Below are 13,922 nucleotides of genomic sequence, written 5' to 3'. Positions count from 1 at the left end.
TCACTATTTAATTGTAGATTTTCTCCTCACCCTTACCTGACAAATTGACTTCGGACCATTCCTTGATAGAAACGTTGGAAGAAAGATCTACAGGCTTTGCAGCATCCCCAGAGCCGGCCGACAAGACCTGAGACTCTAGGATATAGTGTGTATTACGCTTGACCTCCCGAGGCAAGATCACCCTATAGTAATAGTAACCTTTATGAGCCGGGTATATATCCCCTCCTGCAGGAGGGGGGTATTTCCCTTCTGGATCATCGGCATGCGACTCCGGCACATCGGCATAAAGAGCAAGATAGAGGTAAGGAGGCACATTGGTTTTGTCTGTGCCCTGATTATACTCATTGATGTAGGCAGTAACCACGAAGGGACCTTCTCGAGGGGCAGTAGCTGCCAAAGGGGTAAACTCCCACATATGCTTATTCTCTGCGAGGAGAGGCATAGCCATAGTAGGGTTATCATTGTAACGTTCGCTACGGTTAGAGGCATTCAGCAAGAGGTTGGCATGCTCCACAACATGGGTTCGTTTTGCCACATCTCTAAACTGATAAAAAGAGCGCTCCGCGGTTGCTGCGCGTCTAGCATCAAGGGGACCCCAGCGCAAATCTAGCTTTACAGTCACCTTAGCAACAGCCCTATTGAGGACGACTTGTGCCTTGCGATTCTCCTTCGTAAAGGTGTGCACAACAGAGCCCTCCATCAAGAGTAGCGGTGCAGTTATCTTAGAATTTTCGTCGGCAGAGTCGTAGTAAATCTGTTTGGTTGCATCCGAGAAGTCTCCAAACTTCTGCACAGCACGCAACTTGGTTTCGAGATTGCCTTTTCCCTTATAGTTAGCAATAACAACAACCTTTTTGGTGCCCACCTCCTCAGGGATAAGGGGGAATAGCATGGTCTGCCCATCCTCCCACTTGGCTCCATCGGCGCGCCCCGTGGCTGTGGCGTCGTACTCATAGATTTTATTTCTCCAAAGCGTCTCTTGACTGTTTGTCTCGAAAAATAGAATCATGATGTTGTCTATTTTCGTCTCGTCAGAGGTTGCAGTGCCTTGTCGTAAAACCTTAGAATCTTGTACTTTAAGGGCTAAACTCAGCGTCTCGTTGGGGCGCAACTCATCTCCCCCTTGGCGGCGACACGCCCCCGAGGAGAAGAGCAGAACGCTCCAAAATAGCCAATATAGCGTATGAGAAAAGAATCTTTTCATCTTTGTTGAGGTTAAATGTACGCTTCCTAGAACTCTGTCTCTTTTACGGAGGTGCGGCCACTCACCTTATAAAAGACCATGAGGGACTTCCCCGCCGAAGCAGTGTGTAGTGTGTACTCGGTAAAGGCTCCATAGTTCAACTCGGTGAACGAGACCTCATTGGTGGAGCCATTGATTGTTGCTCCATTAACGGGCTTAAGGATCACCTCATGCCCTTTGGGCACCTTGTGCTTAGAGGTGTACAAGCGGAGCATTACATCCGAATTCGGTTTAATTTTAGATGCACACCAAAGATTGAAATACTCACCGACATAGCCCCAAGAGGTATCCTCCTTCCAATCTGCGATGGAGATGCCTACGGCTATATCGCTCCAGTCTTTGAGCGTGAGTTCGTAGTTATGGTGATGGTTACGGCGGAAAAGATAATTATCATCTTTCCCCAATTCAATTATGCGTGTCTGTTCTTCAGAGGCTCCCTCCTGGCGGATCGTCAGGGTCAGTCGAAGACGCTGTGTATCCAAATATTCGGGGATATAGCGAGATTGCTGGGAGTCAAAAGCGATCCCAAGAGGAGTGCCGGAAGTTACAAAAGTATGCTGTACATCCAAAGATCCGGCAAAAGCGGGATGAGCGGCATCCGTGAACAAAAAGCTTTTTGAGGGCACCTTAGACAGCCCCATATCGCTTACATATAGCTTTTTTAGTTCGGCAGGGCTCCCATGAGGTCTCAGGATCTTGATGGAGAGCTTTGCCACCACTCTCTCAAGCTCCGCCTCTAAAACAAAAGGATTCGTTGCCTTATTATACCCCTTAGGGATCTGATAATTACTTTTCTGAGAGGTCATAAGCAACCCCTTGTGGTCTACCTGAGAGGGCACAAAGTCTTTTGGAAAGTTACACTGCAAAGCTCGCACATCGCTCTCGGTACTTAGGGCGTTGAGAGCACTTGGCGAGATGCCAGTGCAGTAAGACTCATTTGCTATAACATAAACATTGTAGAGCCCCGGCAAAACGCGTGCAGGAAGGCTCCTATTGGAATAGCCACTAGAGTTAGAACCAATACCCGATGCCGGGAAATCCAATTTACTATTGAAAACAACCGCCCCTGTCGCAGACTTGCAAAGGATGAGACGTACCTCAGACACGTAGTCTTCGTTATCCGTATTTATAGTCCCCCCGGCTCTGAGAGCAGGCTCTGCCATCCGAAACCCGACGGAGAGCTGCGTACTATCAGAAGCTTGCTCCTGGTTGGGATCGATGGGAGAATCGCCCCCCCCGGGACCCTTAGTTTCGCACGAAACCAAGAGCCAACCTCCCAGTACGAGACAAGAGAGATGAATGACAGACTCTCTGATGAGAGACAAATATGACTTACTGATCATTGTTATATCCTTTATCAAATACCACGGCAAATGCGCACGTGTGAGTGTAGCGAGGATAGATAGATTCTAAGATCCTCGATTTTGGAGAAGAAGTCCTCTCCTTCATTGTCCTTTCTATACACCGATGCTATAGGAATGGATAAGCCAATCGTTAACCCAGATCTCAACAATCTGATAGGTATTTTCCGGGCAATCGCAATGATGCGCAACAAGCCTTACCCTAAAGTCGTTGAGGCAGCGAAGGTTGATATTCTCGGCATAGCTACTGGAGAGAATTACCCCTACAAGGTCTGTACGGAACATCTCCACGCCCTTTGCCTTATTGGTGACGATGAGGGTATTTTTATGCCCACTCTCCAATTTGAGGGTGGTAAAATCGGCTCGACAAGTACTATCTCCTACCACCTTGGTCTCCCCAGGGTAAAAGGTTGAGTCGGTACTTGCAATACGCCCATTCATTTGGTATGTACCATTGCTAGAGGCTATCTCTATCTTATAATCTTCCGGATGGGGAATCTTCTCAATAACGACAGCAATACGATTGGTATACTCTCTTAGGTTTACAGAAGTCGGGGTAAAACGCTCGTAGTTCGTTGTATTCCGTTCTACTTGTACAACAGGGCTCTCGCCGTACCAAAGCGTTGTCTCTCGAAGATTTTCTCCCCACTTGCCTTCTTGTCGCAAACGGAAAAGGACGTCTTTCTTCGTAGTCTTCCCCACTTGCACTCCATTAATATTGTAGTAATGGTCAGCAAGATTTCCCCATGAAAGAACTGAATACAATCCGGGTTTATCCACCGGGATAGAATACTCATAGGCATCAGACAGACGTACATTATCCACAATATGAGTACTATAGAGTACATCATTCTTGTCGAATGCGTAGATATTCAGCCGAGTTACCCGTTGGGGATAGGATTTCTGATTCGCACACTCTGTTTGAGAATAGAATCCCACCTTTATTGCTTGAGGGCAATCCTCAAAGCCTTCATATATCCATTTGTCACAAGAAGTCAGCCCCACTAGAGACAACATCACGAGGGGGAGACCTCCCAACAGCTTATAAATACTCTTCATTACTACACTCTGATAAGTTTAGAAAATGGGAGAGGGCAGAACTCCTCAGGAAAAGAGAAGACTCCTCTCCCCCATTAGACTTGATTAGTAGCTAGTCGCTTCTCTCTCGCAACGGAAGCCGCACAAGTGCCACTTCCGTGCGATCAAGAGCTTTAGTTTTTAGAGATCAATACTATAGTTATGCCACGTCCAAGGAGTGATGGTAATAGTTGCTACCATAAAGGTCTTCTCGGTTGGCAGAGGCTCATCAGGATCTGGAGTGTCAGGATCATCTGGGTCTGGTTTATCGGGATCACTTGGATCATCCGGATTAAATGGATTACCGGAAAGACCGATATTTTGGAAGGACTTAATGTCTACGTTGTAGATATTGTTACGATACACAGGAGACATTGACCACTTGGTCATATCAACTATATTCGGATTCACCCAGAGGAAGTAGAATACCATCCCCTTCTTATAGGTTACAATTTTGTTGGCAGCATTACCGGCATTCTTCGCCTTTAGCTCTGAGCTATAGAACTTCTGAGTGGCGAGTCCATAAAACAAATCCCCATCAGGAGCCATAAGGACCTTTTCTCCTGGCGCCCACATATCATCGGCAGGAGTAAACTTTCCCTTGATCAACACATAGGTAGTATTCCCCTTGCGGTAACCAGAGGTCTTAGGATCTGAAGGATCCGTTGCATTAGCATGAGTCGTCTCTGAGATGTACTTGTACTTTATAGATGCTACTTGAGGAAGTCCATAAGAATCAACGTGTTTAATATCAAAGAATTTATCACCCTTAAGCTGTGTGTAGTCATAACGCTTAGGAGCTTCTGTGGTATAATTATGATTAGGGGTCCAATCATAGTTAGGACTCTTACGGTCGTCCTTCTGGAGGAGATAAAACTTCTTTTCGTATTGAGCTACCGACCATTTAAGGTTAGAGATCTCACCGAATGTCTTTGTTTGTCCCCCAGTAAGAGTCGCCTTCACCTCATACACTCCGGTGTTAGCAGCCTTCTCTGTAGCTGTAGCTGTAACAGAGACACGGGCAGCTGCACGAGACACCGTGATAACAACATTATTGACCGCAGGTGCATTAAGTGCGGACACATTGGGCTTTATATCCTGGGTTACAGGCTTCCCTGTCATCACGATTACATCCTTATTGTTATTATCAAGCGAAGCAATAGGAGCTGATGCAGAGAATGCTTCATAGTCCTTCTTGTATGCTGCATCAAAGTCTGCCCTATTATTAGCAGCATCAAGATCGGTCTTAATGGTATTAGTAATATTGATTACAGCATACACAATCTTTTTCCCACTCTTCGTACGGAAAGGAGCCATTGTCACCTTGCCTGTTGCCCCATCAAGGTGCAAATTATCCTCCGTAAAATGATGAACTTCAGGCTTCTCTGCAGGCTTAGCATCATCAATAATATAGAGGGTGAGAGTCTTAATATGGTCAACTCCCGTATAGGGGGTCCCTTGCTTATTATAATCATCATCACCAGCGCGAAGGCTTGAGGGAAGGGATAGGGCGATCGTCGTGTAGGTATCGTACCCCTTTTCCCTAGAGAGGTCGTCCTCCTTCTTGTTGTTGCACGAAGTAAGCCCTAGGAGTAAGGCTGCTCCGGCAAAAATCCATTTACTGAAGTTTTTTTGTTTCATTCTGTCTCAAATTAAATTAATAATAATCTGTTATACCCGAGTATCCAAGAGGTCGCAAGCATAGAAAATGGAGCAAATCCATCAAGGGAAAAGATGAAAAGAGCATTTCTACCATCAAATAAAGAGCTCTCCCCTACAGGCTATCTCAAAATAGAATCAAGACAAAAACCCACGTCACACCTCCGGCACAAAATCTTTAAGCACGAAAGGCGTAACATGCCCTTTTTCCTCAAATAAAACCCCACTTGCGACATGGTTCCGCATATACCGCTGTATACACTTCGCTGTGCAAAGGTAAAAAGAATATTGATTTAAGCACCAACTTTTCTCCCCAAGACGCCTTCCTCAAGAAATACTGTTATATAAAATATAGACACATAATAAGAAATGCGGCTCAAAACAGACGAAGATATTAACAAGGATAGGGAAGGCTAGAAAATAGAAAGCGCATATAACCTATGCATATAAAAAAGTGCATTCACAAAAATTTCTATACAACATTTTTGCTTCGACAGGTGAAATTTTCATCTCTAGAGGAGCAAATAGAGAAATCCGTCCTCGGCAAAAAAGAAAATTGGAGGCTAAAAGAAGACATAAATAGCTCCTTTTATTCCAACAAACTCTCTTGAGGAAGAAAAAGAGGAGACAGAGGCGGAAAAGGAAGGACCACATCCGCTTCTTCTAAAAGGGTACACCTATATTATATATAAGAGACTAGTACCGTTCGTCTCATGCCTTGTTGTTGATGCTGTAGAAGAGGGGGTTTATGGAGGGGCCCGTCGAAAGATAGGAGAGGAAATAGAAAAGCGGTTCCTACCCATACAGGTAAGAACCGCTTCTTTCTTCCCCCTTAGTGGGGAGGGAAGAGATTTACTTTGAGGTAAGAACCACCGTATCGAGGGCGATCATGAGCTCCTCATCGGTAGGAATTACCACTACCTTTACCTTGCTCTCTTTCGTAGAAAGCAGAGCTTCGTCCCCATGTATCTTCGCATTGAGCGTCTTGTCGATCTCAATACCCATATACTGCATATCTTCGCAAACATACTCTCGTGTGGTGGTCTGATTTTCGCCAACACCTCCCGTAAAGATGAGAAGATCCAAACCTCCCATAGCGGCGGTAAAGGCTCCCACATACTTCTTAATGCGGTAGTCGTACATCTCCAACGCGAGTTTGGCACGCTCGTTTCCTTGAGAGATAGCCTCTTCTATTTCGCGCATGTCGCTAGAGACTCCACTCACACCAAGTACCCCACTCTTCTTATTGATTACCTCGGAGAGTTGTGCCATGGACATGCTCTCTTTCTCACCAATGAAGACGAGAGCACCAGGGTCTACATCCCCTACACGAGTACCCATCATAAGGCCTTCCGTGGGGGTAAGTCCCATGGTGGTATCGATACACTTACCCTCTTTGATCGCGCACATAGAGGCTCCGTTGCCAATATGAGCCGTGATAATGCGTACTTTGTTGTAGTCGAGCCCTAAGAACTCGCAGGCACGCTTACTTACGAAGCGGTGGCTTGTTCCGTGGAAGCCATAGCGGCGCACGCCATACTTTTCGTAGTACTCATAGGGGAGTGCGTACATAAAAGCGCGTTGTGGCATCGTCTGAGGGAAGGCGGTATCAAACACACCTACCTGAGGAACTCCGGGGATTAGTTCCGTAACGGCAGCCACACCCTTAAGCGTAGAGGGGTTATGAAGAGGAGCAAGATCAATGCACTGCTTTACGCTTTCTACTACCGCATCGGTAATTACCACGCTTTCGCTGAACTTATCGCCCCCATGCACCAAGCGGTGACCCACGGCATCAATTTCGCTGAGGCTTTTGATGCAGCCATATTCGCTACCGGTAATCGTTTTGAGGATAAAGTCGATAGCCACCGTGTGCTCGGGCATATCTTTCTCAAGCACCACTTTCTCTCCCGAAGGCAATTTGAGCTTTAGGAAAGAATCCGACAAACCTAATTTTTCTACTCCACCCTGAGCAAGCACTTTGCCTTCGGGCATCTGAAACAATTTATATTTTACGGACGAACTTCCGCAATTAAGCACTAATACATTCATATTATAGATATGAGACTAAGAGGTGATTTTATTGTTTAGCAGCAATAGCTTGATTGGCGGTGATAGCCACCATCTTGTAAATATCGTCTACCGAGCAGCCACGGCTGAGGTCGTTTACAGGAGCAGCCATCCCTTGGAGGATAGGCCCTACAGCCATAGCACCACCGAGGCGCTCTACCAACTTGTAGGCGATGTTACCCACCTCAAGAGAGGGGAATACGAGCACATTTGCCTTACCAGCCACAGGGCTATCGGGGGCTTTGAGGGATGCCACTGCCTCCACAAGAGCCGCGTCTGCCTGCAACTCTCCATCAATAGCGAGGTCGGGAGCCAATTCTTTGGCCACGCGCAACCCCTCTACCACCTTATCTTCAAGTTCGCCCTTGGCACTCCCCTTGGTAGAGTAGCTAAGCATAGCTACGCGGGGCTCCATACCACCAATAGCGCGAGCCGTAGTAGCCGAAGCCACAGCGATTTGCCCTAGTTCGTTGGCATTGGGGTTGGGGGTAACGGCACAGTCTGCCACAACAAGAAGCCCCTCTCTGCCGTATTGCTTTGCTTGGGTAAAGAGGAGGAATGCTCCACTCACACAGCTAAGGCCGGGCATTGTTTTGATGAGCTGGAGGGCAGGTCTTAGCACGTTGCCCGTTGTATTTTGTGCCCCGGCAAGTTCGCCATCTGCATCGCCTGCCTTAATCATAAGACAAGCCAAGTAGAGAGGATTTACCACGAGTTTATCGGCCTCTTCTTGGGTCATTCCCTTAGACTTACGAAGCTCCATAAGGAGATCACGGTAAGCCTCTTTTTTGGCGTGGCAATTGGGGTCAATCAATTCTGCTTCACCGATATGGGTAAGCCCCAACTCAGCAGCCTTAGCCTTGATAGCGGCAGGTTCGCCAATGAGAACGAGGTTTGCAACACCATCAGCCAAAAGCCTGTCGGCAGCTTGTAGAGTACGAGGTTCTGTCCCCTCGGGCAGCACAATGCGTTGCTTATTAGCAGCAGCACGCGCTACGATTTCTTTCATCAAATCCATTGTGCAATATTCATTAGGTCTAGTTCTGCCGCTCTCCTCTCAAAGACACCCCCGGGGGAGAAAGAGAAGAAGGCACAACGTAGTCATTTATATATTCGTGCGTTAAGCCCCACAAAGTTAGCTATTATTACCCAAACGAACATAGCCCACCTCGCTAGAGCGAGCGCGAGAGCAGGAAAAATCCACGCGTGAAACCACAAAAAAAAGTCTGGGTGAAAAAGAAATGGATACAGGCCAGAAAATTTTTATTCCACAGGCAGAAATGAAAAAAGTTTAGGGCAGAATCCCCCAAGAAAACAGCTGAAAAAGGAGAGGTTTTTAGGCAGAGGATTTTGAGCGATAGGGCATACAGGTCAAAAAAGCCAGAAAGCCACCTTATTCATATCACTTATATTATTCATTTTTACTACATTTGCAGGGTGGCAATCTTCTCCTTAATCCAAAGAGCAAAAGGGCAATAAAAGAGGGGGAGAATGCCCACTAGACATATCAAAAACGCATCATGGCAACAAAGAAAGAAATACGACAAGCTCTCATCTGTCGTCTCATTCGCAACAACGACGTCCCCAACCAGAAGACACTGCGCGAGCTGCTTTTGATCAATGGGATCAGTGCCACTCAGGCAACCATCTCGCGTGACATGTACGAACTCAACATCACCAAAGATCGCTACTCCAGAGAGGATATTAGCTGCTACCGGATGCCCAGCGAACAGGCTCGGGCCACACAAGATGTATTCCGTGTGATGGGGACAAAGGGGTTTCGCTCTATCCATTATTCGGGGTCTTTTGTTGTACTTAAAACGCGCTCGGGCTATGCCCACAGCATCTGTGTAGACATAGACTCCATTGCCAACAACGCCATTGTGGGCACGATTGCAGGCAATGACACCATACTCGTAATACCGGCAGATGGGGTTTCTCGCGAAGAAGTGGTGAGCGTACTTGCTCAAATCATTCCCGAGTTAGCCCGAGCCAATTAAAAACATTCCCCATCTTTTTATCCCTTCCCTATTATGATTCGTAAGAAAATCCTACTCTTAGTCCTTTTTGCCCTTAGCTTTGGCACCCTGTGGGGGCAACTCCCTACCACGGTAAAACCCGTGCGCAACATTATTGTAATGATACCGGATGGCACCTCCCTACCTGCGCTATCTCTAGCACGCTGGTACCAACGCTATCAACACCCCAATAAGCTACATTTGCACCTTGACTCAATCCTGTGCGGGACGGTACTCACCTATTGCTCCGACGCCCCCATCGGCGACTCCGCCCCCACCACCAGTTGCTACATGACGGGCATTCCCTCACAGAGCGGATTTATTGCCACCTATCCCGTAAGTACCGATCACGACCTACAGCCCCTAGACCCTAAGCTCGCCTATCAACCCCTGGCCACTCTATTAGAGGCAGGCAAGTGGAAGCTAGGGAAGCGTACCGGGCTTGTTGTTACATGCGAATTTACCCATGCTACTCCGGCGGATTGCTCCGCTCACTCCTACAATCGCAAGAAATATGATTGGATTGCACCGCAGATCGTAAACCTACCCGTAGATGTAGTGATAGGTGGAGGTAACAAGATCATAACCCCCGCGCTACAACAATCGCTCAAAGAACAAGGCATCCCCTATTTTGCTAACGACCTCAAATCCATGCGCACCTTCCAAGGCAAGCAAATGTGGGCTCTCTTTGGAGAGTACGACATGCCCTACGACCTAGATCGAAATCCCTACAAGATCCCCTCCCTTGCCGAGAGTTGTGAGAAAGCAATCTCCCTACTCAACGACCCCGAGGGCGAAGGATTCTTCCTTATGGTAGAAGGGAGCAAAGTAGACTGGGCAGCCCATGCCAATGACCCCGTAGGGATCGCCTCAGAAATGCTTGCCTTTGACAAAGCCGTAGGGGTAGCCCTAGACTTCGCTCGCCGTGACGGAAATACCGCCATCGTTATCATGCCCGACCACGGCAATAGTGGTTTGAGTATTGGGTTGCAACGTCTTCGTCATGCAGATAAGCAAGGACCGGAGGTACTCTTCGGTCAGCTCACCGACATCAAACGTACCGCTGCCGGGCTTGCCAAACTGCTCAACGAAGCTCCCAACGACCAAGCTCGCGAGCTCTTCCACCACTACGCCGCTATTGACCTCTCCGACGAGGAACTCGATGCCCTCTACCAGTGCGAAGAATACGAGCACAGCCCCATCCCTCTAGAGCAACGCAAGGGGAGCTCCGCACAAACAGGGCTTTACAACGGATCTTTGAGTGCCGTGGTTATCCTTATCTATCAGCAGCACATGCCCTTTGGATTTACGACCCATAGCCACACGGGCGAAGAGGTATTCTTGGCAGCCTACCACCCCCAAGACACTCGCCCCATGGGTATGATATTGAATACAGAAATCAATGAATATCTATGCCGACTTTGGGGATTGGAGGGTCAACTTCCCCTCATCACTCAAGAGGCATATACCCCACACAAACAGCTCTTCGAAGGGTACGACTGCCACATCGTAGGCACCGAAGGCGAAATCCCGAACTACCTAGAGGTCTCCCTCGCTAAGTCCAAGAAGCTCCGTATCTATCCCTTTAGTCCCAAAATGGCAATCGGTACAGATAAGGACTTCAAGCGCGGAAAAGAGAAGCTTCTGAAAGCCCCCAACAATGCTGTATGGGTGGATAAGACGCAGACATTCTACCTCAACAAGACTGTACTAGACCTTATCCTATAGACATGCGGCAGCCTCTAGGAATAATGTTAATGAAGAAAAAGGGGCTATCTTTGCGGTAGTTTTTAAGGATTACCGACGTTATGAATACAACAAAGCAACGAGCATGGCAACATGCCCTTGAGGGGTTCACGCCTCAGCTGTTTAAGTGCTTCCGCGGATATACTACGGAGCGTTTGACCAAGGATATTATGGCAGGGGTCATTGTAGGTATCGTTGCCCTACCCCTTGCCATAGCCTTTGGTATTGCCAGCGGCGTAAGCCCCGAGGTTGGCCTCACAACCGCTATCATCGGGGGCTTTATTGTCTCGTTTTTGGGTGGGAGTTCCGTACAGATCGGGGGACCTACAGGTGCTTTTATCGTTATTGTCTACGGTATTATCCAACAACACGGCATCGAAGGGCTGGCCATTGCCACCCTCATAGCCGGGCTTATCCTCATCCTTGTGGGCGTATTGCGGCTGGGGAGTGTGATTCGCTTTATCCCCTATCCTATTATAGTAGGCTTCACGAGCGGTATTGCCGTTACCATCTTTAGCACCCAAATAAAAGACCTATTCGGGCTGACAACGGAGGCTCTCCCTGGAGACTTCATCGGCAAGTGGAGTGTCTACTTCGAGAGCTTTGGCACCCTCGATTGGGCTACGGCTCTCATAGGAATTGCCACGGTGGCTCTGGTCTTCCTCTTCCCCAAGATCTCTAAGAAGATACCCGGCTCTCTCGTTGCCATCATCGTAATGACGTTGGTGGTGTACCTACTACAAAGGGATACGACAGTCTCGGGGCTGGAGACCATTGGCGATCGCTTTACCTTTTCTTCAAAGCTCCCCGAGATTCACCCCCTCAAGCTCGACTTTGCTACCATCCAAGAGCTGCTCCCGAGTGGCTTTACCATTGCCATGCTGGGAGCGATAGAATCCCTACTAAGTGCCTCTGTGGCTGATGGAGCCATCGGGGAGAAACACAATTCTAATGTAGAGTTGGTAGCTCAGGGGGTCGCCAATGTGGTGGTACCCTTTGTGGGAGGAATCCCCGTAACAGGGGCTATTGCTCGTACCATGACCAACATCAAAAATGGCGGGCGCACCCCTATTGCAGGGCTTGTACATGCTGTGGTTCTGCTCCTTATCATGCTCTTCTTAGGCCCCCTTACAGCCTATATCCCAATGGCTTGCCTTGCCGGAATCTTGGTGGTTGTATCCTATAATATGAGCGAATGGAAGTCTTTCCTTGCCATACTACATGGCCCCAAGGGAGATATCGTTGTGCTAGTGGTGACCTTTGTACTCACCGTTATGCTAGACCTCACCATTGCCATTGAGATAGGGATGCTACTGAGTATGCTTCTCTTTATGCGCCGCACCTACCTTGCCAGCGACGTGGTTCGCCACGACCGTGTGGTACCTCTAGACAACGAGGTAGCTCAAACCTCCTCCGAAGAACCCCTAGAAGTACCCCAAGGAGTAGAGATTTTTGAGATCCAAGGCCCCTTCTTCTTCGGTATTGCCAACCGCTTCGAAGAGGTTACTAAGTTTGTGGCACGGAAGCCCAAAGTGCGTATTTTGCGGATGCGAAGAGTACCCTTTGTGGATGCAACCGGTGCTCACAACCTTGCCATTATGGCGGAGAAGTGCCGTGCAGCCGGGATCGTACTTGTGCTCTCGGGGGTGAGGGAAGAAGTACACGAGACGCTTGAAAAGTCGGGGATTGCCGCACAGATTGGAGAGGAAAATATCTGCAGAGACATCCATCTTGCTCTGCAACATGCCCACACACTACTCCAAGCCGCCCCCATAGCAGAGTAATGCTCCCCTCAAAAAGAAACCAGGGAGAGACAATATCCACACGAAAAGCTCGTTAGAAGAGAGAGGAAGGAACTAATTTGACACGATGAACAATTCCACAATCGACGAAAAACGGATGGAGTTTTCCGTACTTCTCTCCACCTACTACAAGGAGCATCCTCAATTTTTCACAGCAGCACTAGATAGCGTTTTCTCTCAAACCCTCCCCGCCCCGGAGGTGGTACTCGTGTGCGATGGACCTCTCACCCCGGAGCTAGACGCCCTTATCGAAGGTTACCAAGCGCAGCACCCCGAAGTGCTCAAGGTGGTACGACTCGAAAAAAACGGGGGTTTGGGCAACGCCCTAAATGAGGGGATGAAAAATTGCTCCTACGATATTGTAGTGCGTATGGATACGGACGACATTGCCTTCCCCACACGTTTTGAGCGTCAAATCACCTTCCTTCACGAACATCCGGAGGTGGATCTCCTCAGCAGCAGTATCGACGAGTTTGTAGATTCTCCCAGCGAGGTGATCTCTCGCCGCACCCTACCCGAGAAGCACGAGGAGATTGTGCGCTTTGCACGTTATCGGTGCCCTGTCAATCATCCTGCCGTAGCCTTCCGCAAAGCCGCCATCCTAAAAGCCGGAGGATATATGCACTTCCCCCTATTCGAAGACTACTACCTCTGGGCACGAGTTATCCTACAAGGAGGGCGACTTCACTCCCTACCCGAGTCGCTTCTCTACTTTCGTATGAACCACGCCACCCTCGGTCGCCGGAGAGGATGGTACTATATCCGGCGAGACATCTGCTTACAAAAAACCTTCTACAAGATCGGCTTCATCAACAAATGGGAGTATGTACGCAACCTTCTGCTGCGCATTCCTCCTCGCCTTGTACCGGGTCCCTGGCTCTACCATATCTACAAAAGGTTCCTGCGAAAACGCATCAACAACTAAGAAGATAGGCAGTACCTCCTA

General features: G+C 48.4%; 10 protein-coding genes. 4 read left to right on the top strand and 6 right to left on the bottom strand.

The features are described from left to right. Positions 1 to 7: 7 nt before the first annotated feature. From POREN0001_RS05360 to pta, 6 genes are all read right to left on the bottom strand, one after another. Complete coding sequence (locus tag POREN0001_RS05360) at positions 8 to 1,204, bottom strand: fimbrial protein (RefSeq protein WP_004333571.1); 1,197 nt, start codon at positions 1,202 to 1,204, stop codon at positions 8 to 10. Between the two features lie 26 nt (positions 1,205 to 1,230). Then, complete coding sequence (locus POREN0001_RS05355) at positions 1,231 to 2,586, bottom strand: FimB/Mfa2 family fimbrial subunit (protein ID WP_004333861.1); 1,356 nt, start codon at positions 2,584 to 2,586, stop codon at positions 1,231 to 1,233. 114 nt (positions 2,587 to 2,700) lie between these two features. Beyond that, positions 2,701 to 3,663, bottom strand: coding sequence for a FimB/Mfa2 family fimbrial subunit (locus tag POREN0001_RS05350; protein ID WP_004333801.1), 963 nt, complete (start codon positions 3,661 to 3,663; stop codon positions 2,701 to 2,703). A gap of 159 nt (positions 3,664 to 3,822) precedes the next feature. Continuing rightward, positions 3,823 to 5,322: an Mfa1 family fimbria major subunit gene (locus POREN0001_RS05345; RefSeq protein ID WP_004333844.1), complete on the bottom strand. Its 1,500-nt coding sequence runs from the start codon at positions 5,320 to 5,322 to the stop codon at positions 3,823 to 3,825. An 870-nt stretch (positions 5,323 to 6,192) separates the two neighbouring features. Then, positions 6,193 to 7,392: an acetate kinase gene (locus tag POREN0001_RS05340; RefSeq protein WP_004333633.1), complete on the bottom strand. Its 1,200-nt coding sequence runs from the start codon at positions 7,390 to 7,392 to the stop codon at positions 6,193 to 6,195. 28 nt (positions 7,393 to 7,420) lie between these two features. Continuing rightward, complete coding sequence (gene pta / locus POREN0001_RS05335; protein ID WP_004333546.1) at positions 7,421 to 8,428, bottom strand: phosphate acetyltransferase; 1,008 nt, start codon at positions 8,426 to 8,428, stop codon at positions 7,421 to 7,423. A 502-nt stretch (positions 8,429 to 8,930) separates the two neighbouring features. Here pta and POREN0001_RS05330 point away from each other — a divergent pair. The 4 genes from POREN0001_RS05330 to POREN0001_RS05315 all read left to right on the top strand — a co-directional run bounded on the left by POREN0001_RS05330 (position 8,931) and on the right by POREN0001_RS05315 (position 13,901). After that, positions 8,931 to 9,410, top strand: a complete 480-nt coding sequence (locus tag POREN0001_RS05330) for an arginine repressor (protein WP_004333639.1) — start codon at positions 8,931 to 8,933, stop codon at positions 9,408 to 9,410. Between the two features lie 33 nt (positions 9,411 to 9,443). Beyond that, positions 9,444 to 11,156, top strand: coding sequence for an alkaline phosphatase (locus POREN0001_RS05325; protein ID WP_004333851.1), 1,713 nt, complete (start codon positions 9,444 to 9,446; stop codon positions 11,154 to 11,156). A gap of 80 nt (positions 11,157 to 11,236) precedes the next feature. Further along, positions 11,237 to 12,958 (top strand): SulP family inorganic anion transporter, encoded by a 1,722-nt coding sequence (locus POREN0001_RS05320; RefSeq protein WP_004333523.1) that lies wholly within the window; start codon positions 11,237 to 11,239, stop codon positions 12,956 to 12,958. A 115-nt stretch (positions 12,959 to 13,073) separates the two neighbouring features. Further along, the gene (locus POREN0001_RS05315) at positions 13,074 to 13,901 is read left to right on the top strand and encodes a glycosyltransferase (RefSeq protein ID WP_004333863.1); all 828 of its coding nucleotides are present in this window, start codon (positions 13,074 to 13,076) and stop codon (positions 13,899 to 13,901) included. Positions 13,902 to 13,922: the final 21 nt, after the last annotated feature.

The sequence above is a fragment of the Porphyromonas endodontalis ATCC 35406 genome, from assembly GCF_000174815.1.
GTDB lineage: Bacteria > Bacteroidota > Bacteroidia > Bacteroidales > Porphyromonadaceae > Porphyromonas > Porphyromonas endodontalis.
Note: the sequence above shows the minus strand (reverse complement) of the source record. Positions and strands in the feature narration are given on the sequence as shown.

What these genes read in the sequence shown, in the direction of transcription:
- POREN0001_RS05325 (WP_004333851.1), top strand. Translation starts at nt 9,444, where the DNA reads ATGATTCGTAAGAAAATCCTACTCTTAGTCCTTTTTGCCCTTAGCTTT.
- POREN0001_RS05345 (WP_004333844.1), bottom strand. Translation starts at nt 5,322, where the DNA reads ATGAAACAAAAAAACTTCAGTAAATGGATTTTTGCCGGAGCAGCCTTA.
- POREN0001_RS05315 (WP_004333863.1), top strand. Translation starts at nt 13,074, where the DNA reads ATGGAGTTTTCCGTACTTCTCTCCACCTACTACAAGGAGCATCCTCAA.
- POREN0001_RS05360 (WP_004333571.1), bottom strand. Translation starts at nt 1,204, where the DNA reads ATGAAAAGATTCTTTTCTCATACGCTATATTGGCTATTTTGGAGCGTT.
- POREN0001_RS05320 (WP_004333523.1), top strand. Translation starts at nt 11,237, where the DNA reads ATGAATACAACAAAGCAACGAGCATGGCAACATGCCCTTGAGGGGTTC.
- POREN0001_RS05350 (WP_004333801.1), bottom strand. Translation starts at nt 3,663, where the DNA reads ATGAAGAGTATTTATAAGCTGTTGGGAGGTCTCCCCCTCGTGATGTTG.
- POREN0001_RS05330 (WP_004333639.1), top strand. Translation starts at nt 8,931, where the DNA reads ATGGCAACAAAGAAAGAAATACGACAAGCTCTCATCTGTCGTCTCATT.
- POREN0001_RS05355 (WP_004333861.1), bottom strand. Translation starts at nt 2,586, where the DNA reads ATGATCAGTAAGTCATATTTGTCTCTCATCAGAGAGTCTGTCATTCAT.
- pta (WP_004333546.1), bottom strand. Translation starts at nt 8,428, where the DNA reads ATGGATTTGATGAAAGAAATCGTAGCGCGTGCTGCTGCTAATAAGCAA.
- POREN0001_RS05340 (WP_004333633.1), bottom strand. Translation starts at nt 7,392, where the DNA reads ATGAATGTATTAGTGCTTAATTGCGGAAGTTCGTCCGTAAAATATAAA.